Origin of the sequence: Serratia liquefaciens, assembly GCF_027594825.1 — a bacterium.
GTDB classification, from domain to species: domain Bacteria; phylum Pseudomonadota; class Gammaproteobacteria; order Enterobacterales; family Enterobacteriaceae; genus Serratia; species Serratia liquefaciens_A.
In genome coordinates this window covers 2,341,126-2,363,723 of record NZ_CP088930.1, presented here as the reverse complement: position 1 = coordinate 2,363,723, position 22,598 = coordinate 2,341,126, and the positions used below count along the sequence as shown (strand labels likewise).

Genomic DNA, 22,598 nt, shown 5'->3' with positions numbered 1-22,598 from the left:
TTAACGACAATAGGTTGGCTTCGTTTAAATTAAGAGCGATTCACTGTTTTTCCCAGCCTCAGTAAATCAATAAATTAGATTTAACTATTTGAAGCTATTTTCTGCGGTTTCCCCTAAGAACTTTCTGTTTCGCTCGCCCTGATTACCTCTCCGGCTAATGATTCACAGCTTGTTACATTCTCCCCTCCGTCGTTAAAATGCTGAAAAAACACACGGATGATCTTCTGAATGGATTCAGTGACTCAACGGCTCTCGACAGCTTTGCTGTGCATTTTCTTTTCCTCTGCGGCGGGCGCAAACCTGCTTAGCCCGGCAGATCGTGACACCATTCAACAGCAGCAGCGCGAATTGCTGGAGCAAAACCAGCTGCAGCGGCAGGAACTGCAACGTAGCCTGACGCCGGCCTTGCCGACCCCTGCAAAACCCAACGCCACCGCTGGCGGACCTTGCTTTAGCATCACCCATATCCGGCTGGAAGGCGCGGCTCATCTGCCCGCCAGTGCGCAACGCAAACTCACGCAGCCTTATCTGCAGCAATGCCTGAATCTGGGCCAAATCCAGATGCTGGTGCAGCAGATCTCCGATTGGTATATCAACCGTGGCTATATCACCAGCCGCGCATTCCTGACCGAACAGGATCTGTCGCGCGGCGAGCTGCGGTTGCTGGTGCTGGAGGGCAGGCTGGAGAACGTTCTGCTGGAACAACAAGACGATCGCATGCTGAAAATGGCCTTCCCGGGCCTGCAGGGCAAGATTCTTAATCTGCGTGATATCGAGCAGGGCATGGAACAGATCAACCGTCTGCGTCAGCAGCCGGTGCAGATAGAAATTCTGCCGGGTAGCCGGCCGGGTTACTCGGTGGTCAATCTGAGCGCCAAACCTGAATTTCCTCTGATGCTAGGGGCGGGGTTCGACAACAGCGGGCAAAAAAGCACCGGTACCGGCCAGATCAACGGATCGCTGACCGGCAATAACCTGCTGGGGCTGGCGGATCAATGGTTTGTCGCCGGTGCCCGCAGCAGCGATTTCGCCAACGATCACAATGCGCGCAGCGTGCAGACCGGCGTCAGCCTGCCTTACGGCTACTGGACGCTGGATTACAACTATTCCTACAGCGACTACCTGGCCACCCTCAACAACCGGGGTTTTGACTGGCGTTCCAGCGGTGACAGCCAGACCCACCGGCTGGGCGTTTCGCGGGTGCTGTTCCGTAACGGCGAAATGAAAACCGGCCTGTCGCTGGGGGTCACTCACCGCGTCAATCGCAATTATCTCAATGACACCCGGCTGGAAAGCAGCAGCCGCAAACTGACCAGCGTGACGCTGGGTGCCAGCCACAGCCAAAAGCTGTTGGGCGGTTTCGCCACGCTGAACCCGGCCTATAGCCGCGGGGTGCCCTGGCTAGGTGCGGAGAGCGACAGCGGTAAAATCAAGGAAGCCCCCCGCGCCGAATTTCATAAGCTTTCGCTTTCCGGCAGCTACTACCTGCCGCTGGCACAGGATTGGACTTACCTCACCAGCCTGTACAGCCAGTGGAGCAATCACCGCTTGTACGGCAGCGAGCGTCTGACCATCGGCGGTGAGAGCTCGGTACGTGGTTTCAAGGAGCAGTATCTTTCCGGTGACAAGGGTGGCTACTGGCGTAATGAAGTTAACCGGGCGCTGGTGACCTTGCCGTACGTCGGCAGTATTAACGCCCTGGCGGCGCTGGACGGCGGCTATCTGCACCGTGACGCGCTGGATGCCAATGCCTCGGGGACGCTGTGGGGCGGTGCCCTGGGGCTGGGGAGCCGTAGCCGTTATTTCAGCAGTCAACTGACCGTCGGCTGGCCGCTGGCTTACCCGGATGGAATGAAGCCGGACCGTGTTTCGGTCTATTACCGGATCAATATCGCTATTTAACGCTAACGCACAGGAAGGTTTCAAGGATGAAACATAATAATAATCAAAACCTTAATATTCCCCAGCGCTTACTGAGCTATACCCTGTGCGCATTGCTGGCCGGGCAGCCGTTGTTGCCGGCACTGGCTGAAGGCGTGAACGTAGCCGAAGGCAATACCCGAGTGGATCAGGCCGCCAATGGCGTGCCGGTAATCAATATCGCCACGCCGAACCAGGCCGGTATTTCGCATAATAAATACAACGATTTCAACGTTGGCAAAGAGGGGACGATCCTCAACAACGCCACTGGCCAGCTCAACCAGAGCCAGCTTGGCGGGCTGATTCAGAACAACCCCAACCTGCAGGCCGGCAGGGAAGCGCAGGGCATCATCAATGAGGTGGTGGCACCGAACCCTTCACAGCTGCGCGGTTATCTGGAGGTCGCGGGCAAGCAGGCCAGCGTGATGGTCGCCAACCCCTATGGCATCACCTGCGACGGCTGCGGCTTTATCAATACCCCCAACGCGACGCTGACGACCGGCAAACCGGTGCTGGGAGCAGACGGCCAGCTGCAGGCGCTGGAGGTCACTCAGGGGGCGATCACCATTCAGGGCCAAGGGCTGGACGCTAGCAAGAGCGACAGGTTCGCCTTGATCGCCCGCGCAACCGAAATCAACGCGCAACTGCATGCCAAAGACCTCAGCGTCACGCTCGGGGCCAACCGGGTCGATGCTACCGGCAAGGCCACGGCGATTGCAGGCAGCGGCGACGCGCCCAAGGTGGCGATTGATACCGGCGCGCTTGGCGGCATGTACGCCAACCGTATCCACCTGGTCTCCAGTGAAAAGGGCGTCGGGGTCAATCTCGGCAACCTCAATGCGCGTGAGGGCGATATTCAATTGGATGCCAATGGGCAACTGCGGCTGAATAATGCGCTGGCAGAGGGGAGCCTGAATGCCACGGCGGCAGGAATGACGCTGAGCGGTAACCATAAAGCCGGCCAGGCGATGAGCCTGAACAGCCGGGGCGAACTGGCTCTGGACAAGGCCTCGTTGAACGCCAAAGGCGATATGCAGCTTAGCGCCGCAGGTAAATTACAGGCGGGCAAAGTCAGTACTGACGGCAAACTGCAGTTGACCGCAGGCACCCTGAGCAGCGCCAAAGACAGCAGCCTGAGCGCCGAGGGCGACATCAATATGACGCTTAGTGGTGACGGCGACTGGCTGGGCACCCTGACCGCCGGACGCGATCTGCACCTGCAGGCCAATAACCTCAGCAGCAGCGGCCAATTGGCCGCCAACCGCGACAGCCACATTCAAACACAGCGCCTGAACAACAGCGGACGGATACAGGCACAGGGTGCGCAGACGCTGATCGGCGAACGGCTTGATAACCGGGGGCAGCTGCAAGCGGGCGGTGTACAGCGGATCACCGCCAAAAACGTCGATAACCAGGGGGCCATCGGGGCCAAACAGCACCTTGAGCTGCAGGTGAGCGACAAGCTTAACGTTGCAGGCTCTCTTTCTGCAGATGGCCCCCTGACCGTAAAAGCAGGGGAATTCTTGCTGGCGGGCAGCGCCAGCGGCAAACAGGGCATCACCCTCAACGGCGGCATACTGAGCACAATTGCAGGCTCATCGCTGCTGAGTAATAGCGATATTGTCATCCAGGCTAATGACGTGCGGTTGGGCGGCCTGCTATCCAGCGAACTCGCCCTGACGATGGACAGCCGGAACTTGTCGACCATCGCAGGCGCTCGCACCCAGGCCAAACAGGGCATGGCGTTAAAAATTACGCAAGACGCGCAGTTGGCGGGCGTCTTTAACACCTTGGGGGATTTGAACTTTTCCGCCGCGACGGCGGATAACAGCGGCCAAATCGACGCACTCAACATTGACTGGCGCGGTGATTCACTGCGTCAGCGCGGGCATCTGCAGGCCGATGATGGCTTCACACTGAAGGTAGATCGTCTCGATCAACAAGGCGAGCTGTTGGCCGGCAAACGGCTGACGGTGAATGGCACTACCCTGATCAACAGCGGGCAGATCGGTGCCTCCGGGGTGGAACTGAGCTTTAGTGAAAAGGTGGACAACCAGGGCAAGCTGGTGGCGGACAATACGCTGACGTTAAAGGCTCCAACGTTGAACAATACCGGCACCCTCGCGGCAAACAGCATGAAGCTCACGGCGCAAGACGTGGAGAACAGTGGGCTGATACAGGCCAAGGAGCTGGCGGAGATTACAGCGAAAGATCTGCAAAACCGCCTGGCAGGGCGAGTGCTGGCCGGAGGGACGCTGGCGCTACAGGGGGAACGCTTGAATAACGCCGGTAAGCTACAGGGACAGAATATTGATATCGGCGTACAAGGTTGGGCCAACACCGGCAGCGCCCTGGGGGAAAATGGGCTGACGGCAACGGTAGGACAGACGCTGCACAACAGTGGGCAAGTGCTGAGCCAGGGCCCACTAAAACTGACGGCGGCCACGCTGAATAACCAAGGCAAGGTATTGAGCGAAGGCGCATTGCAACTTTCGGCCGACAGCATCAGCAATCAGGGGGAAGCGCAGGGGGCGGCGACCACCGTCACGGCAAACACGGTGAACAACAGCGGCAATCTGATTGGTTTACGGCAGTTGGCGTTGCAGCTGCAAAAGGATTTGAACAACAGGGTAAGCGGCAAGCTGCTCAGTGAAGGAGAACTGACGGTCGGTGCGGCGACCGTCGATAACGGCGGAGTATGGCAGGGCGAGAGCATCAGGTTGGCGGCTCAGCAGTTGGATCATAAAGGCGTGTTGCAGGCAGGTACGGGAGGGATCCATTTGGATCTCAGCGACAGCCTGAAGACGGAAACCAACAGCAAGATCTTCTCCAGTGGAAAAACGGATCTGACGGCGCAGATCTTGAACAATCAGGGCCATGTACAGGCGGGCGAGCTGACGTTAAAAGCCGCCGAGCTGACCAACACCGGCAGGCTGCAGGGGCAAAAAAACCTGGAGGCCACGCTGAGTGGCATATTCCATAACCTGGCCGGCGGCACGGTGCGCAGCCTGGGAACCCTGCGGGTAGAGGCGGCAGAGCTAAACAACGCTGGGGATCTGCAGGGAGATGGCGGCAGCGTATTGCGGTTGGATCGCCAGTTGATCAACTCAGGCAAAATGATCGTCGGCGGCGCGCTGGATCTTCAAGCCCCTTCGCTGAATAACCTCGGCTGGCTGCAGGCCAATAGCCTGACGTTCAGGGGCACCCGGTTGGATAACAGCGGCACATTGAGCGGCATCGGCGATACCCGGTTTACGCTCGATGTTCTGAATAATCTGGGAACCTTGCAGGGCGGCAATTTAACGCTGCAGACAGGCAGCCTGGATAATGCCGGCACGCTACTGGCGACAAGCCAGATGAGCGTTAACGCGCAGCAGATAGATAACCGCCAGAACGGCAAGCTGTTCAGCGGCGGCGATGCGACATTGGTGAGCAACCTGCTGAATCAGTACGGTCAACTGGCGGCGCTGGGCAATATTACGCTGACGTTAAAGGAAGCCTTCACCCAGAATGGCACCCTGGCGGCAGGTAAAAATCTGACCCTGAGCAGCGACGGTGATGTTGTGCTGCTGGGTACCCTCCAGGGCCAGGGCATCGATGTGCGTAGCGCTGGCCAGTTGATCCATGCCGGTACCCTGCGTGGCGGAAGCGGCGACGTGCGTATCGAAGCCGCCGGCATCACGCAAAACAGCACCGCCAGTCTGCAGTCCGGCGGCTGGGTACAGTTGCTGAGCCATGGCGACATCAACAACAACGGGTTTATCGGTACCGCCGGCAATTTGCTGCTGAGCGCCGCTAACCACCTGCTCAACATCGGCATGTTGTACGGCGGTGGTGATGTGCAACTGTTGGCGGAGCGCATCACTAACCAGCGCGGCGACATCCTGGCAGGCAACAGCCTGTGGATGCAAAAAGACGCGGCCGGCAACGCCAACAGCGAAATCGTCAACACCTCAGGTACCATCGAGACCGAAAATGGCGATATTCAGATCAACACCGCGCATTTGCTCAATCAGCGTGATGGCTGGTCGGTGAGCACTGAAAAGCAGACGACGGCGAAAGATCCGCTGTGGAACGGCCAGACGCTGGTCAAAATGAAACTGGGGGATCTGGCTGAAAGCGAGCTTGGTTATTACATCAAAACGGTGCGCACCGGCGGCAGCATGGGGCATGGCAACGGTTCCGTTGATGATTACTATTATTTAGCGCCCAAAGCGCCAGCCGTAGATAAAAAGATCCTGGTTGAATCATCCAGCGTAACCGTCACGGCAAACGGGGGCGCCGGGCGTATTGCCGCAGGAAAGGACATTGCCGGCACCATTGCGCGTTTTGACAATATTGCCAGCGACATGCTGGCCAACGGTGATATCTCGCTGAGTGGCGGCTCGCTGAACAATGAGAGCACCCAGGCAGGGAGCCAGAATAAATACCTGAATTACCGTTATGACGGCGAAATCGCGCAGTATGATTTCGACAAACACCGCTCGCTGGCTGACTTCAAAAAAAGCGGCAGTTATATCCGTGATAACGTCAATACCCCCATTCAGTACCGCTTAACCGGACAGCCAGAGTACCAGAGCGAAAACACCGCTGTTTATCGCAGCGTGATCCAGGCCGGTGGTGCCGTCAACGTCCGCTTTACCGACGATATCAGCAACAGCATGGTGACACCGAACGCTGGCAGCCTGAGCCATACCCTGGCTAGACCAACGTTGGCCAGCCTGCAGCAGCCGGAGGCTATCAGCGGTGTTCAACAGCAGGATCTGGCAGCGGATCAGAGCGTTGCCTTTGGTTCAGCGGAGTGGAAAGACAACCTGCAGGCGGCCCTGGGCTCGCTGGGTAATAACGCCGTAGCCCTGGCGGACTACCCATTGCCGGGCGGGGATAGCGGCCGTTTTGTCGTTAGCGCGGATCCCAACAGCCCATACCTGATCACCACCAACCCGAAACTGGACGGCCTGGGGCAGTTGGATAGCAGCCTGTTCAACGATCTCTACGCCATGCTGGGCCAACAGCCGGGTGCCGCTCCGCGTGAAAACGACCGCCGTTTTACCGATGAAAAACAGTTTATCGGTTCGGCCTACTTCCTCGATCGGCTGCGGCTCAATCCGGACTACGACTATCGGTTCCTGGGGGATGCGGCGTTCGATACCCGCTATATCAGCAACGCCATGCTCAGCCAGACCGGCAAGCGCTATCTCAACGGTATCGGCTCCGATTTGGCGCAGATGCAGCAGTTGATCGACAACGCCGCACAAGCGCAGAGCGGCCTGAACTTGCAGTTTGGCGTTAGCCTGACGCCGGGCCAGGTTGCGCAGTTGGAGAAAAGCATCGTCTGGTGGGAGAAGGTAACGATCAACGGCCAAACGGTGTTGGCACCCAAACTCTATTTGGCCAAAGGTGACGCCGCCCAGCTCAACGGCAGCGTGATCACCGGCAATATCGTTAACCTGAACGGCGGCAGCATCCGCAATGACGGCAGCTCGCTACAAGGGGGTGAACGGCTGAACGTTAATAGTAAAGCGGGTATCAGCAACCTTAACCAGGGGCTGATCGATGCCGACGGCAATTTGCAGCTCAGCGCCATTGGCGATATCAGCAATATCGGCTCGACCATCAGCGGCAAGCGGGTCGCGATTGAAAGCCTGGATGGCAGCATTATCAATAAAACCCAGGCTCGCCAGTGGGATGCCACGGGGACTCAGGGCGGCCAGACGTTGTCCCTGTCGCGTACCGAAGTTGGCGATACTGCTGTCATCAGCGCAGAAGATGCGTTGATCATGCGTGTCGACAAAAATATCGATGTTATCGGCGCGAGGCTCGCCTCTGACGGCACGATGAACCTGCAGGCGACAGGTGACATCAACCTGCTTGTCAATCGCACAGAATCCATTGATAAAACCAATAATAGCGAGCGCATCAGCAGCGGTGCCGATCGCAGCATCATCACCAGTAGTGGAAATATGACGCTACATGCCGAGCGTGATTTGAACTCGCAGGCAGCGATGTTGGTGAGCGACAGCGACATCCTCCTGAGTGGCAAGCGAGACGTAAATCTCAACAGCGTGGAAAGCCGGGAGTATCAGGCAAGCCATGGCGGCGGCCAGCAGCGAGTGAAAGAGTCCATACGCCAACAGGTCACCGAAATCGCCGGCGGCAGTTTGCGCGTTGATGCCGACCAGGATGTCATCTTCAAGGGGACGCAAGCACAGGTCAGTGGCAATTTGGTGGCTAACGCCGACCGTAATATCGTGGTGGGCAGCGTCACTGAAAGTGACTACAGCTTCTTCGAAGAGACCAGGGTCAAGAAAGGGTTTATGTCCAAAACCACCACCCATACGGTGGAGGAGGACTACGCGACCCATGAGAAAGGAACGGTACTGAGTGGCGACAACGTTTTGCTCAAGGCCACTAACGATCTGACCGTACGTGGCTCGACGGTGGTGGGCGACGGCCAGGTCACATTAAAAGCCGACAATAACATCGGTATTTTTGCCGCCACCGAGGAGCAATCCCGTTACCGGCTGAATGAGAAAAAAACCAGCGGCGTGTTCAGCGGCGGCGGCATCGGCGCGACCCTCGGCAGTAAATCTTCTCGTCATCAATTGAACGAAGATGGCACCACCCAAAGCCAGAGCGTCAGCACCATAGGCTCGACCGGCGGCAGCGTAGATATCGAAGCGCTCGGCAAGGTGCATATCAGTGGCGCAGATGTGATTGTGGATAAGAACCTGTCGATGACGGGGGATAGCGTCCATATCGATTCGGGTAAGGATATTCGTCGTCGTGACGAAGCCTTCGAACAGAAACAGAGTGGCCTGAGTTTGGCGCTGTCCGGTACGGTGGGCAGTGCGATTAATAGTGCGGTGGCAACGGCTCAACAGGCAAAGCAGGAGACCGACGGCCGACTTACTGCTCTGCAGGGGGCCAAAGCGGCATTATCCGGCGTGCAGGCCGCTCAGGCGGGTCGACTGGCAAAAGTCGGCGATACCGATACTGAAGAAGGCAGCATGGTAGGGGTCAGTATTTCTCTTGGCGGCCAGAAATCGTCGTCGAAACAGCATCAGGAACAAACTAACGTCGCCGGTTCAACATTCAGTGTCGGTAATAATCTGCAGGTGACGGCGACCGGCAAGGGCAATACTGCTGACAGCGGTGACATTGTCGTTGTAGGCAGTCAGTTTAAAGTGGCGGGCAACACCACTCTGGGTGCCGAGCGTGACATCTTGCTGTTGGGCGCAGCCAATACTCAGAAGACCGAAGGAAGCAACAAGAGCAGCGGCGGTAATATCGGCGTCAGCATTGGTGTAGGAAAACAGACGGGATTGAGCGTCTTCGCCAATGCCAACAAAAGCCAGGGCAGTGAGCATGGGGATGGAACGTTTTGGACTGAGACGACGATAGACACCGGTGGCGTGATGTCAACGCGCAGTACCCGGAATACTCTTTTGTCAGGGGCACAAATCAGTGGCGAAAGGGTGGAGGTGGATACTGGCGGTAACCTGATAATGCAAAGCCTGCAGGATAGCGACAACTATGACGCCAAACAAAGCAGCGCCAGTGGTGGTGTCAGTGTGGCTATCTTCGGTGCCGGCGGCTCGGCGAGTCTGAGTATGAGCCGTGACAAATTGCACAGCAATTATGACAGCGTGCAGGAGCAAACCGGTATATTTGCCGGCAAGGGCGGCTATGATATTAAGGTTAACCAGCATACGCAGTTGGACGGCGCAGTCATAGCCAGTACTGCCGCACCAGAGAAAAACCGTCTTGATACCGGCACCCTGGGCTTCAGTGATATCCATAACCAGGCGGATTTCAAGGCCGAGCATCAGGGGGGTAGCATCAGCAGCGGCGGCCCGGTGGGGTCAGATTTGCTGACCAATCTGGCGGGTGCGGTTCTTTCCGGCGCGGGCAATAAAGGGCACGCAGAAGGCACGACCAAGGCTGCGTTGTCGGGCGGTAGCGTGGTTATTCGCGATCGGGCCAACCAGCAGCAGGATGTAAATCAGCTGAGTCGGGATACGGATAACGCCAATGGCAGCATCGGGCCGATCTTCGACAAGGAGAAAGAGCAGAACCGGCTGAAGCAGGCGCAGTTGATCGGCGAGATCGCCGGGCAAACGATGGATATTGTTCGTACCCAGGGTGATATCAATGGTTTGCAGAAGGCAAAGGACAAGCACCCGGGGCTGGATGCGAAAGCGTTGCGTAAAACGCCGGAATATCAGGCCGAGATGCAGAAATACGGCACCGGCAGCGATATACAGCGGGCCGCACAAGCCGTAACGGGCGTGCTGCAGGCTCTGGCGGGGAACAATCTGGCCGGCGCCCTGGCGAGCGGAGCGGCACCGTATCTGGCGCGAGAAATCAAGGCGCGGGTCGGTGAAGATAACGTGGCTGCGAACGCAATGGCGCATGCGTTACTGGGGGCGATAACTGCGCAACTGAACAACCAGTCTGCGGTAGCCGGTGCAGTGGGTGCGGGCGGTGGCGAGCTGGCCGCGCGGGTGATAGTAGAGATAAGGTTCCCGGGGCGTGACATAAGCAGCCTGACAGAAGGTGAGAAGCAGGAGGTCAGTGCTTTGAGCCAACTGGCGGCAGGACTGGCAGGGGGGATAGCCTCAGACAGTACGGCAGGGGCGGTAACGGCTTCGCAAGCCGGTAAGAATGCGGTTGAGAATAACTATCTGAGTGCGACACAGTCCCTTGCGTTCGATAAAGAAATGCAGGCGTGTAAAGCTTCTGGTGGAGATTGTTCGGCTGTCCTTAATAAATATAAGAAACTGAGCGATGAGCAAAGTGCGGCTTTGGACAACAAGCTGGAAGACAATCCTTTAGAAGTTCAGGTGTTTGATAAAGAGCAAGTTCAAGGTGGGTTAGAGATGGCAGATCGCCCGGGCTGGGTGGGTAAATTGCCGGGTGTCGATGCAATGACCAGCGAAGAAGCGAAAGCCTATGTTCAGCAGTGGAACTCTCAAGATCTGGCGAATATTGATGTAAACAGCCCTGGCTGGACGAAATTTGCAGCTTTTGCATCAGATCCAGAGAATCAAGCGGTAGTTGCTTCCCTTGGGATGTTGGGCAAAGAACTTGTAACGTTAGCTAAAACAACAGTATCAAATATATCTAAAAGTGGGGTGTCGACGAGCATAAAAAGTATGCAAGTAGGATTACGAGACCCACAGCAAGTAGATCAAATAAAAGGTGATATGCTGAATGGTAATTATAGATTTACTGCACCTGAAGGCCGTATTGCTGGTTACGTAGATAGCAAAGGAAACTATTATATATCGGAAGGTAATCATCGAATGGTTGCAGCTCAAGAGATATATAAAAAGACCGGTGATGCTTCTTATATAGAGAAGTTGTTGAAAAATGGTTCATGGGCTCAGACTAAAAAAGCTCCTGCTGGGGCCAAACCAATGCCATCAAGGAAATGACATTCTTATGAAAAAGAATGAGATATATGTAAAAATGCTGGCACTCTCTCTGCCTTATATAAGGAACGTTCAGTCCCTTGATAAGAAAGTGAAAGGGCGGGATATGTCATGTTACTTTGAGGCTGAGTTGGTACATAACCTTACGCTGACTTTACTCATAAGCGAATTTACTGAGCATGATATATGGTTTTTAAATCATCAGGCAAAATATTATTTTGAAAAATGTAATGATAATATATCTCCAAATTATAATCAGCACCTGGATTATATTAGGAGCTTATTTAAAATCGTACCTGAGGAATTAAAATCAAAACTAGTATGGGCTGGTCCATAAACAATATCCCCGGTCAAAGCCGGGGTTACTGTCTTTAAGCCCTAAATCCTCCCACTTCTCGCCGCCGTAACCGGATCAGTGATGCCGATTATGGTCAGAAAACTCTCAGCAATCACCAGTTACCCGTTCTGCCGTATCTAGTAAGCTCCCAACTAGCTGGCCGCACAGAGTGCCACCCTGCCTGCCGAAGCGGTAATGCCCTTGTTAATCTTTCATTAAATCTTCACGTCCCCAATCCTCTCTAGAGCATCCACCACCAAACCCCAGAATTTTTCCTGATCCAGCGTTACGGCCACCTGCGTATGGCAGTCGGGCGGCGGCGCTGCGCGGAAGTCGGCTACCGTCATGCCCAGCGTCAGGGTGCCGGTGAGTTCGATATCCACCGGGACTTTTCGCACCGTCATCACATCGGGGGCAATAACGTAGGCCACAGCGCATGGATCGTGCACCGGCGGTGCACTGAAACCCTGTGCCTGCTGGTACATTTTGCCAAAGAACTCGAGTAGTTCGCCGACAAACCTGGCCGGCCCGGTGTGGATGGCGGCAATGCGTGCACACACCTCTGGGGTGGCGAGCGCCTGATGGGTCAGATCCAGCCCGACCATGGTCAGCGGCCATTTCTCATTAAAAACGATATGCGCGGCTTCCGGATCTATCTTGATATTGAATTCCGCTACCGCGCTCCAGTTACCCACGTGATAGCCACCCCCCATCAGCACCACTTCCTTCACACGCTCGGCAATCCGCGGTTCTTTACGTACTGCCATGGCGATATTGGTCAGGCCGCCGGTGGGGACCAGCGTCACGCTGCCTGGCGGATGGGCCATGATGGTGTCGATAATCAAATCTACCGCGTGTAGCGTTTCCAGCGTCAGCGTTGGCTCAGGTAAAACCGGGCCGTCCAGGCCGGACTCGCCGTGAATATCGGGTGCGACCTCGATTTGCCGCACCAGCGGCCGCGGGCAGCCGGCGGCGAAGGGCACGCCGGTGATATTGGCGATGCGTGCAACAGCCAGCGCGTTGTGGGTCACCTTATCCAGCGTTTGGTTGCCCACCACGGTGGTGACGGCCAGCAGATCGATCTGCGGATTGCCCCAGGCCAGCAGCATGGCGATAGCATCGTCATGCCCCGGATCGCAGTCCAGTATGATTTTTTTCATTTTTATTCCTGATGCAGGGAGAGGTCTCCGCAGCATAGCGCACCGGCAGCAGGCCAGGTAATGACAGATGATGCTTTTTGCTAGCCACATCAAAGCGTTGCTGCTCTAAGGATGTAATTAAACGTAAATCCCTCTCGCAGCACTTTACCCTGGAGTTTACTCTAGGGTTTACATTGAGCCCTGGCGTAAAGCAGAGAGGGAAAGTGCGATGAGCATGTTGAAAAGGCTTTTGGGACAAGGTGGCTTTGGTGGCGGCCACTCACGTTCGCGGCACGGGGGCGGACACCATGGTAACCGTTATAACCAGCATGGAGATCAGGGCCCGCAGTGCCTGCAATGTCAGGCACCTAACCGGCCCGGTGCCCGTTACTGCCACCGCTGCGGCCAACCTTTCGAAACGGAGTCAGCGTCCTGTCGTGGGTGTTCGGCGCCGCTGCCGCCGGGGAGCCGTTTCTGCCAGCAATGCGGTACGGCGGTCAGCGGAGGGCAACCATGACCAAATCAGGATGGAGTCTGGTCGTCTTGTTGGCGGCCATGGCGTTATGGACGTTGCTGGCTTGGGGAGCTTCCGGCGTGTTGGCCTGGCTGCCGGCGTTGACGGGGCTGGCACAAAGCGGCTCTGCGGAACTGGCACCCCGGTTGACGGGGTTGCTTAGCCTGGTGCCGCCAGCGCTGCTGGACAGTGGGCTGCCTCTGTTGCAGCAACTGGGAGGCTGGCTGGCGAGTTATTTCCCGCTGCTGCTCACCTGGGCGGGATATCTTGTCTGGCTGGTTTGGGGGTTGGGCATGCTGGTTTTGCTGTTGCTTGGCGCTCTGGCACGCCGATTTTGGCTCAGCGATACCCCTGATAGACTTCCGCCACGCGCTTAAAGTAGTCGCTCAGGTAGTTGATGCACACCTGCACCTTCAGCGGCAGCTTATCTTTCTCGGTGTACACCGCGTACACCGGGCGAGGATCCGCATGATAGCTTTTAAACAGGATCTCGATTTCACCACGTTTGATCTCTTCGATCACCCACATCAGTGGCGCATAGGCGATGCCGGCACCGGCTTTCAACCAGCGGATCATGGTCTGTGAATCGTTGGTGACAAAACGTCCCTGCGGCGCAATGCGCGTGCTGATGCCTTCGGGTGCGATCAGTTCGAATTCGCTATCCGGCCGCACGCTGTATTCCAGCCAGGAAAAGTTGACCATGTCGCTGGGCTTCTGCGGCGTGCCGTGCTGGCTGAGATAGCTTTTTGCGGCGCAGACCACCATCGGCATGGATCCCAGGCGTTTGGAAAACAGGCTGGAGTCCTGCAACGCACCGGTGCGGATCACCACGTCCAGCCCGTCAGCAATCAGATCCGGCGCCGGAATACCGGTCACCAGGTTCACCGTCAGGCCAGGATATTCTTTCAGCATATCGGCAGTCATGGTCGCCAGCACGTTTTGCGCCATGGTGGAGGAGCTACCAATGCGCAGCGTACCGGTCGGCGTATTGTTAAACGCGTACAGCTGTTCGTGCACCTCGCTCACTTCCAGCAACATGCGACGACAACCCTGATAATAGATTTTACCGGCTTCCGTCAGGCCAATGCTGCGCGTGCTGCGGTTAAGCAGCTTAACCTGCAGCTCATTCTCCAGTTTGGAGACGGTCTGGCTGATAGACGAAACGCTCATATCGAGTTGGCGCGCCGCCGCAGTAAATGACCCGCATTCAACCACTTTGGCGAATACCGACATCCGTTTTAATCTTTCCATTATTCACTCTGGCTTAAAAGTGATTTAGATCACAGATTGTTGATGAGTTGATAGTAAGCACGCTAATATAACGGGGTCGGGTGGAAAGACCTTACCAACGCGCGAGTGCGATCGGCGCCGACGTCGTGGCCGATCCCTCCGGTATCCTCGCATTCCCTATCGCGGATGTACGTTCCAGAGTTTACCTTTTTTTCAGGTTCGTGGCCTGGACAACCTGTCTGGGGCGGAATTTGTGGTGCGTGTCAGCTAAAATGTAAAGAGAATGTGAATGGAAATGAAGGTTAACGCCCGGTGTAGTGAACAATAAGGAAAAATTGATGAGTTTGCTTCCGGTTATGGTCATTTTCGGACTGTCGTTTCCCCCGGTATTTTTTGAGTTGCTGGTCTCGCTGGCGCTGTTTTTTTTGCTGCGTCGCTTGCTGCAACCTACCGGGATTTACGATTTTGTCTGGCATCCGGCGCTGTTTAATACCGCGCTGTACTGCTGTTTGTTCTATCTGATTTCATGTCTTTTCGTTTGAGGTCGCTGTGAAAAATTTTTCAATAAAAATAACCCGAATCGCGATCACTCTGATTCTGGTCCTGTTGGGGATCGTCGCCGTATTCAAAGCCTGGGTGTTTTACACCGAGTCCCCCTGGACGCGTGATGCCAAGTTTACCGCTGATGTAGTGGCGATAGCGCCGGACGTTACCGGTCTGCTGACCGACGTGCCGCTGGTGGATAACCAGTTGGTCAAGAAAGGACAGGTGCTGTTGGTGATCGACCAGCCGCGCTACCAACAGGCCCTGGCAGAAGCCAACGCCGACGTGGCCTATTACCAGACCCTGGCAGCGGAGAAAAGACGTGAGGCGGGCCGTCGCGTTCGCTTGGGCGTGCAGGCAATGTCGCAGGAAGAGATTGACCAGGCGAATAACGTTTTGCAAACCGTAGAACATCAGTTGGCGAAGGCAGTAGCGACTCGTGAACTGGCGAAGCTGGATTTGGAACGCACCACGGTGCGTGCACCGGCCGATGGCTGGATCACTAACCTGAACGTACATGCCGGTGAGTACATTACCCGCGGTTCTGTCGCTGTGGCGCTGGTGAAGAAAAACAGTTTCTACATTCTGGCCTACCTGGAAGAAACCAAGCTGCATGGCCTGAACAAGGGCGACCGTGCGGAAATCACTCCGCTGGGCAGTAACCGTATCATGCATGGCACCGTCGACAGCGTGGCTGCCGCCGTCAATAACAGCAGCAGCACCGTGAACAGCAAAGGGCTGGCGTCGATCGACAGCAACCTGGAGTGGGTGCGTCTGGCACAGCGCGTGCCGGTGAAAATCCTGCTGGACGACAAAGACCAGTTGCATCCGTACCCGGCAGGCACCACGGCTACCGTGGTGATCACAGGCAAGAACGATCGCGCTACCGATAGCGGCTCGCCTTTTGTGCGTTTGATGCATCGGCTGCGTGAGTTCGGTTAATGAATAACCCAACCTTTATCCGGCTGAGGTTTGCCTTCAAGCTCAGCTTTGCGATTGTGTTTGCCCTGTTCGTCGGCTTCCATCTCAATCTGGAAACCCCACGTTGGTCGGCGATGACCGCCGCCATCGTGGCCGCCGGCCCGGCCTTTGCGGCGGGCGGTGAGCCTTTCTCCGGCGCCATCCGTCACCGCGGCTGGTTGCGTATCATCGGCACCTTTATCGGCTGTTTCGTCGGCCTGGCGATTATCATCACTACCGCGCGTGCGCCGGTCGTGATGCTGTTGCTGTGCTGCATTTGGGCCGGTTTTTGCACCTGGCTTTCCTCGCTGATTAAAGTCGAGAACTCCTATGCCTGGGGGCTGGCCGGCTATACCGCGCTGATCATTATCGTGACGGTCGCCACCAGCGAAGCCCACCTGCTGGAAGCGCCGCAGTTCGCCATTGAGCGCTGCAGCGAGATCGTGCTCGGGATCGTCAGCGCAGTGCTGGCGGATCTGCTGTTCTCGCCGCGTTCGATCAAACAAGATATCGATCGCGCCGTGGATCAACTGCTGGTGGATCAGTACCGGCTGATGCAGATGTGCATCAGCAATGCCGAGAAAGAAGATATCGACCGCGCCTGGAGCAACCTGGTGAAGGGCACCACTGCGCTGAACGGCATGCGCAGCAATCTGATGATGGAGTCTTCGCGCTGGCAAAAGGTGAACCGCCGTGTTCTGGCGTTGCATACGCTGTCGCTGACGCTGATTACCCAGGCCTGCGAGACGTATTTAATCCTGTTGAATCACCCGGATGCGGTGAAAGAAAATATCCGCGAACTGCTGATGGTACCGGCAGACACCCCGCAGGAAATCCATAAACGCATGAAGCTGTTGCGCCAGGTGCTGACCACCAACCGCACTGACGAAACCTTGCTGACCATCACCAGTTGGGTGGGGGCGGCCACGCGTTACCTGCTGTTGGCTAAAGGCGTGCATACCAACAGCAGCATCAGCGCGGTAGAAGAGGGTGTGTTGAGCAGCGAGGTGGTGATCAAACCGACTTCGGCTGAAGGCCACCACGCGATGATTAACGGCCTGCGCACCTTTGTGGCGACGGCCTTTGGCTGCCTGCTGTGGCTGTGGACCGGCTGGACCTCCGGCAGCGGCTTTATGGTGATCATTGCGGTGATCACCTCGCTGGCGATGCGTACCCCCGCGCCGCGCATGGTCGCAATGGACTTTGTGCTGGGCATGCTGGCGGCAATCCCGGTCGGTTCGCTGTTCTTTATGGTGATCCTGCCGGCGACCCAGCAAAGCATTTTACTGCTGTGCCTCAGTCTGGGGCTGCTGGCGTTTTTCATCGGTATCGAAGTGCAGAAAAGACGGCTGGGGTCGCTCGGCCTGCTGGCGGGGACCATCAACATTTTGGTGTTGAGTAACCCGATGGAATTCAACGTCACTCAGTTCCTCGACGGTGCGCTCGGTCAGTTCCTCGGCAGCTGCGTGGGGCTGATGGTACTGCTGCTGATCCGCGATAATTCACGTGAACGTACCGGTCGCACGCTGCTGAACCAGTTTGTCGGCAGCGCGGTCTCGGCGTTGACCACCAAGGCGTCGCTTCGTCGACAAAACCACCTGCCTGCGCTGTATCAGCAACTTAACCAACTGCTGATGATGTTCCCGAACGACATCGCCAAATACCGGCTGGCGCTGAACCTGATCATTGCTCATCAGCGCATGCAGCGGGCAGAGATCCCGGTTAGCGAAGAGCTTTCGGCCTTCCACAAACAGATCCGCAAAACCGCCGACCATGTGGTTTCAGCCAAGAACGACGTGAAGCGTGCCTACTATTACGATCGGCTGCTGGATGAAATGAATGACTATCAGCAAAAGCTGGTGGATTATCAGGCACCGCTCAGCGTTACCGGACCGGTAAAACGTTTGGCCGACATGCTGCACCGCTACCGTCACGCGCTGATCGACTGAGACGCCAAATGCCCCTGCCGGGGCTATACTTGCCTGATAAAGGCCTGTTTCAGAGTTGCACTGAGTGCCAGACGCGCTGCACAATGGCATGATTAGCTTGAACGGGTGTTGCAGGTTGTGGGGCGTGGTTTCCCTGAAGTGAAAACGTTACATGCCAGTCATCTCTGCTTCATCCTCTTCATCTATAAATCCAACTAGCATGGGTGCCAGTGCACCCTTGTAGGCCATAATTCAGGGACAGCAATGAATAAGCGGATCCTCGTGGCGGTAGTCATCGCCGTTGTGATTGCCGGTTTTAGCGCACTGCGTGGTAACGATCGGGCTATTACCAACGTGCCGGCGGTGGCCGAAGGCCAGAGTATTGACCAACTGACGCAGCAGAAAAGGGTGGTGAGCTACCTGCAGCAGCATCAGCGGCTGCCGGAGTATTACATTACCAAGAAGCAGGCGCGTGAGCAGGGTTGGGATGCACGTAACGGCAATCTGTGTTCGGTACTGCCGGGCAAGGCGATTGGCGGCGATCGTTTCTCAAACCGTGAAGGACAACTGCCTACGGCCCGCAGCCGGGTATGGCGCGAGGCGGATATCAATTATCAATGCGGCCGGCGCGGTGCCGATCGCCTGCTGTATTCCAGTGATGGCCTGATTTTTGTCACGCGTGACCATTATAAAAACTTCATTCGGGTGGAGTGAGCTTGATGGCAAAAGTAGAGTTCGATTTTAATCAGATTAATGATTTGCCGGCGTTTTACCGCGACTTCGCGCATAAGTTCGCGCTGGATGAGGCGTTTGGCGCCAATCTTGATGCGCTGTGGGACGTGGTGACGGTGGATATCGGCTTGCCGGTCGAGATTGAGTTTACCCATCTCAATGCCCGCAGCAAACGTCGCTTTGGCGCGATTATCCTGCTGTTTGAAGAGGCGGAAGAAGAGTTGGAAGGCAGCCTGCGTTTCAATATCCGTGAAAGCAGCGGTGAACCTGCACATCACCGGGGATGAATCGGGTTCATCCCGTGGTGACGGCGGCGATTATTCGGCGGTTTCGGCCAGTTCGCGCAGGTATTGGAAAATTTGACGGTAGGCTTTCGGCGGCTTGTTAGCGGCTTTCTCTTTCTGGGCGTTACGCACCAGTGAGCGCAATTGCTGGCGATCGGCTTCCGGATACAGCGCCAGAATCGACGGGATCGCGTCATCACCTTCTTCCACCAGACGGTCACGCAGCGCTTCCAGCTTGTGGAACAGCGAAACCTGTTGGTTATGGCGGTTCTTCAGCTTGTCGAGCGCGGTCTGAATCGGCTCTACATCGCGGGCGCGCAGCATTTTGCCAATCAGCTGCAGCTGACGGCGGCGGCCTTCTTTCTTGATCTTCTGCGCCAGTTCAATTGCGGCACGTAAATCTTCATCCAGCGGGATGCGTTCCAGCGCGTTTTTACCCAGTTCGACCAGTTCGGTCCCCAGGTCTTTCAGGGCTTCGGCATCACGTTTAATTTCACTTTTACTGACCCAGATAATCTCGTCATCGTCCTCGTCCGTGTTCTCCGGGACATCGTCGAGCCAGTCTTCAGGCTGTTTGTTCATGGTAGGCTCCGTTAAAAAGAGGCTAATCCTAACAGGTTGTCCAGCAACCCGCCAATTGCGCGCCAGAGCAGATTGAGTATAGCTGCCGATGCGACAAGAAATAGGCCTTAATTCACCGACAGTTATTTTTTGATTTGTTGTTTTTACCACCACATGTGTATAAAATTTTATACATATGGAGGTGGTGCTCATGGATGATGAGAATGAAAAGGCCATTGACTGGCGTGGCTCCTCGTTGGCAGACCTATTAGCGTTTCCGGTAGACGCACGTAGAGCTGCCGGGTTTGAATTAAGCAAAGTGCAAAAGGGAGTAGAACCCGGCAATTGGAAACCGATGAAGGGGTGTGGCGCCGGTGTTTGTGAAATTCGCTTATATGCCCTTGCAGGGGCTTTTAGAGTGATTTACGTGGCTAAATTCAATGACGTTATTTATGTTTTGCACAGTTTTCAGAAGAAGACGGCGAAAACCAGTCAGCACGATATTCAGATTATCAAAGTGCGTTATGACGCAGTGATAGAAGAGCGGGGTAAGAAAAAATGACCAAGCCAATTGATACCCATTCCAGGCATGTTACACCACAAGGTGGCAATGTGTTCGCTGACCTGGGGTTTGCCCCTGACGAGGCCCGGCAGTTGCAGACGCAATCCAATGCAGAGATTGAACACATCATCGCGCTTAAAAGGCAACTGATGGGGGAAATAAGCGCCTGGATAGAGGGGGAAGGCTATCGGCAGGAGGAAGCCGCTCGGTATTTACACACTTCACGACCGCGCGTGTCTGATGTGGTAAACCGGAAAACAGATAAATTTACGCTTGATGCATTGATCAATATGCTCGCCAATATAGGCAAATCGGTAAAATTGGTGATTGAGTGATAAGCCTGCTGTTTTAGCGATCATTCTGTGTCCCCGTACTCGCTTTATGCGAAATTCCACGCGGTTCCTGTTAGACTCAAAAGTATAAATCACATGATTTTTGCGCGTGACTCCGCGCGCAACCACGCCGCCACGGCACTTTTCTCAACGATTTTCTGATTAAGTATGGCAGATTGATGAAAGTAGTCACTCAAGTTGCAGAACAGCGCAAGGCGCTGGAACAGGCCGTTTCACAGGCTTTGGAACTGGCGCGCGCCGGTTCTGATGCGGCAGAAGTTGCCGTGACCAAATCTACCGGTATCAGCGTCAGCACTCGCTTTGGCGAAGTGGAGAACGTTGAGTTCAACAGCGATGGCGCGTTGGGCATTACCGTCTATCACCAGCAACGCAAAGGCAGCGCTTCTTCCACCGATCTCAGTCCGGATGCCATTGCCCGCACCGTGCAGGCGGCGCTGGATATTGCCCGTTATACCTCGGTAGATCCGAACGCCGGCCCGGCGGAAAAGGACCTGTTGGCGTTTGAAGCGCCGGATCTGGATCTGTTCCACCCGGCAGAACTGGACGCCGAACGCGGTATCGAATTGGCTGCTCGCGCAGAGCAGGCTTCGCTGGCGGCTGACAAGCGCATCACCAATACCGAAGGCGGCAGTTTTAACAGCCACTACGGCATCAAGGTGTTTGGCAACAGTCACGGCATGCTGCAAAGCTACTGTTCCAGCCGGCACTCGCTGTCGAGCTGCGTGATTGCCGAGCATGATGGCGATATGGAGCGCGACTACGCCTATACCATCGGCCGTGCGATGGGCGATCTGGAAAGCCCTGAATGGGTGGGACAGGAATGTGCCCGCCGCACGCTGTCGCGCCTGGCCCCGCGCAAGCTGTCCACCATGACCGCTCCGGTGCTGTTCGCCTCCGAAGTGGCGACCGGCCTGTTCGGCCATCTGGTTGGCGCCATCAGCGGCAGCAGCGTTTACCGTAAATCCACCTTCCTGTTGGATTCTTTGGGCAAGCAAATCCTGCCGGAATGGCTGACCATCGAAGAACACCCGCACCTGCTGAAAGGCCTGGCTTCCACGCCGTTCGACAGCGAAGGCGTTCGTACCCAACGACGCGACATCGTTAAAGACGGCGTACTGCAAACCTGGCTGCTGACCAGCTATGCGGCCCGTAAACTCGGGATGCACAGCACCGGGCACGCGGGCGGTATCCACAACTGGCGTATTGCCGGGCAGGGTAATGACTTTGCCGGCATGCTGAAGCAACTGGGCACCGGCCTGGTGGTGACCGAACTGATGGGCCAGGGCGTTAGCGGTATCACCGGTGACTATTCGCGCGGCGCGGCCGGTTTCTGGGTGGAAAACGGTGAGATCCAGTATCCGGTCAGCGAGATCACCATCGCCGGCAACCTGAAGGATATGCTGCGCAACATTGTCAGCGTGGGCAGCGACATCGAAACCCGCAGCAATATTCAGTGCGGCTCCGTTTTGCTGCCGGACATGAAAATAGCCGGTCAATAATGTTCGCCACGGCTGGCCGCTCCGGTTGCCAGCCGTTTCCCTTCTTCCTCTGTTTTAACCTTGCTTACAAATCTCCGGTTTCGGTTTTCTGCTCCCTTGCCTATGGTTAGGCTGTGCTGCGTCATGGCGTGGTCAATGGCGGCGCACGGCCCTGAAAGGGGACCACTAAAACAATAACTGGAAGGTGAGCAAGCATGTCGAACAAACTCAAAGCGCTGATGGCGCTGGCACTGCTGGGCGCCAGTTCACTGGCGGTCGCGGCCGATCTGGCCGACGATATGGATACCATCGCAGGCAATTACAAAACGGTGCTGAGCACCGACTCTACGGATACCCTGAAGCAAAGCCTGCAGAACATGCGCGCTGCTGCGGTGGATGCGAAGCAAAGTACGCCGCCCAAGCTGGAGGATAAAGTTCCCGATAGCCCAGAGATAAAAGATTTCCATCACGGACTGGACACGTTGATCGGTCAGATCGATCAATCACTGGCGCTGGCCAATCAGGGTAAGCTGGCTGAAGCTAAGCAGGTTGCACAGGGCTTCAAGCAAACCCGCGACGCTAACCACAAGAAATTCCGCTAATCCCTTTCGCGCCGTTCT

17 protein-coding genes are annotated in these 22,598 nt (G+C 56.1%); 14 read left to right on the top strand and 3 right to left on the bottom strand.

Annotated elements, in window-relative coordinates:
* The first annotated feature begins 228 nt into the window (after positions 1–228).
* The 3 genes from LQ945_RS10735 to LQ945_RS10725 are packed head-to-tail and all read left to right on the top strand — an operon-like array spanning position 229 to position 11,694.
* Positions 229–1,902 carry a ShlB/FhaC/HecB family hemolysin secretion/activation protein gene (locus tag LQ945_RS10735; RefSeq protein ID WP_270102857.1) on the top strand — a complete coding sequence of 558 codons (1,674 nt, stop codon included), beginning with the start codon at positions 229–231 and terminating at the stop codon, positions 1,900–1,902.
* 26 nt (positions 1,903–1,928) lie between these two features.
* On the top strand, positions 1,929–11,360 hold the full coding sequence (locus LQ945_RS10730; RefSeq protein WP_270102856.1) for a hemagglutinin repeat-containing protein: 9,432 nt from the start codon (positions 1,929–1,931) through the stop codon (positions 11,358–11,360).
* Positions 11,361–11,367: 7 nt separating this feature from the next.
* Positions 11,368–11,694 carry a zinc ABC transporter substrate-binding protein gene (locus LQ945_RS10725; RefSeq protein ID WP_270102855.1) on the top strand — a complete coding sequence of 109 codons (327 nt, stop codon included), beginning with the start codon at positions 11,368–11,370 and terminating at the stop codon, positions 11,692–11,694.
* A gap of 215 nt (positions 11,695–11,909) precedes the next feature.
* Here the strand turns inward: LQ945_RS10725 and LQ945_RS10720 are convergent, their stop codons facing one another.
* Positions 11,910–12,854: a nucleoside hydrolase gene (locus LQ945_RS10720; RefSeq protein WP_269934097.1), complete on the bottom strand. Its 945-nt coding sequence runs from the start codon at positions 12,852–12,854 to the stop codon at positions 11,910–11,912.
* 208 nt (positions 12,855–13,062) lie between these two features.
* Between LQ945_RS10720 and LQ945_RS10715 the strand changes: the two genes are divergently transcribed.
* Both LQ945_RS10715 and LQ945_RS10710 read left to right on the top strand, forming a co-directional pair.
* A complete protein-coding gene (locus LQ945_RS10715; RefSeq protein ID WP_333482960.1) occupies positions 13,063–13,350 on the top strand; it encodes a zinc ribbon domain-containing protein in 288 nt (95 codons plus the stop codon).
* Complete coding sequence (locus LQ945_RS10710) at positions 13,347–13,724, top strand: hypothetical protein (RefSeq protein WP_182822192.1); 378 nt, start codon at positions 13,347–13,349, stop codon at positions 13,722–13,724. Before LQ945_RS10715 ends, LQ945_RS10710 begins: the two co-directional genes overlap by 4 nt.
* Here the strand turns inward: LQ945_RS10710 and aaeR are convergent.
* A complete protein-coding gene (gene aaeR, locus LQ945_RS10705; protein ID WP_044553708.1) occupies positions 13,687–14,598 on the bottom strand; it encodes an HTH-type transcriptional activator AaeR in 912 nt (303 codons plus the stop codon). The two genes, LQ945_RS10710 and aaeR, sit on opposite strands and share 38 nt — an antisense overlap.
* A gap of 317 nt (positions 14,599–14,915) precedes the next feature.
* On the opposite strand from aaeR, the gene aaeX reads away from it, so the two are divergent.
* The 5 genes from aaeX to LQ945_RS10680 all read left to right on the top strand — a co-directional run bounded on the left by aaeX (position 14,916) and on the right by LQ945_RS10680 (position 19,027).
* Complete coding sequence (aaeX, locus tag LQ945_RS10700) at positions 14,916–15,119, top strand: p-hydroxybenzoic acid efflux pump operon protein AaeX (protein WP_004936952.1); 204 nt, start codon at positions 14,916–14,918, stop codon at positions 15,117–15,119.
* A 7-nt stretch (positions 15,120–15,126) separates the two neighbouring features.
* Entirely contained in the window at positions 15,127–16,062 is a 936-nt protein-coding gene (aaeA, locus tag LQ945_RS10695) for a p-hydroxybenzoic acid efflux pump subunit AaeA (protein ID WP_020831905.1), read from the top strand.
* Positions 16,062–18,029, top strand: coding sequence for a p-hydroxybenzoic acid efflux pump subunit AaeB (aaeB, locus tag LQ945_RS10690; RefSeq protein WP_044553702.1), 1,968 nt, complete (start codon positions 16,062–16,064; stop codon positions 18,027–18,029). Before aaeA ends, aaeB begins: the two co-directional genes overlap by 1 nt.
* A gap of 243 nt (positions 18,030–18,272) precedes the next feature.
* Positions 18,273–18,722: a ribonuclease gene (locus LQ945_RS10685; protein WP_269934098.1), complete on the top strand. Its 450-nt coding sequence runs from the start codon at positions 18,273–18,275 to the stop codon at positions 18,720–18,722.
* A gap of 5 nt (positions 18,723–18,727) precedes the next feature.
* On the top strand, positions 18,728–19,027 hold the full coding sequence (locus LQ945_RS10680) for a barstar family protein (RefSeq protein WP_044553699.1): 300 nt from the start codon (positions 18,728–18,730) through the stop codon (positions 19,025–19,027).
* A 30-nt stretch (positions 19,028–19,057) separates the two neighbouring features.
* Here LQ945_RS10680 and yjgA read toward each other — a convergent pair whose 3' ends face one another.
* Positions 19,058–19,606: a ribosome biogenesis factor YjgA gene (gene yjgA, locus LQ945_RS10675; RefSeq protein WP_262240775.1), complete on the bottom strand. Its 549-nt coding sequence runs from the start codon at positions 19,604–19,606 to the stop codon at positions 19,058–19,060.
* A 190-nt stretch (positions 19,607–19,796) separates the two neighbouring features.
* Between yjgA and LQ945_RS10670 the strand changes: the two genes are divergently transcribed.
* From LQ945_RS10670 to cybC, 4 genes are all read left to right on the top strand, one after another.
* Positions 19,797–20,147 carry a type II toxin-antitoxin system RelE/ParE family toxin gene (locus LQ945_RS10670; protein ID WP_262240776.1) on the top strand — a complete coding sequence of 117 codons (351 nt, stop codon included), beginning with the start codon at positions 19,797–19,799 and terminating at the stop codon, positions 20,145–20,147.
* A complete protein-coding gene (locus tag LQ945_RS10665) occupies positions 20,144–20,482 on the top strand; it encodes a helix-turn-helix domain-containing protein (protein ID WP_044553693.1) in 339 nt (112 codons plus the stop codon). Before LQ945_RS10670 ends, LQ945_RS10665 begins: the two co-directional genes overlap by 4 nt.
* Before the next feature lie 176 nt (positions 20,483–20,658).
* A complete protein-coding gene (pmbA, locus tag LQ945_RS10660; protein ID WP_270102854.1) occupies positions 20,659–21,999 on the top strand; it encodes a metalloprotease PmbA in 1,341 nt (446 codons plus the stop codon).
* Positions 22,000–22,193: 194 nt separating this feature from the next.
* A complete protein-coding gene (gene cybC, locus LQ945_RS10655; RefSeq protein ID WP_270102853.1) occupies positions 22,194–22,580 on the top strand; it encodes a cytochrome b562 in 387 nt (128 codons plus the stop codon).
* Positions 22,581–22,598 lie beyond the last annotated feature (18 nt).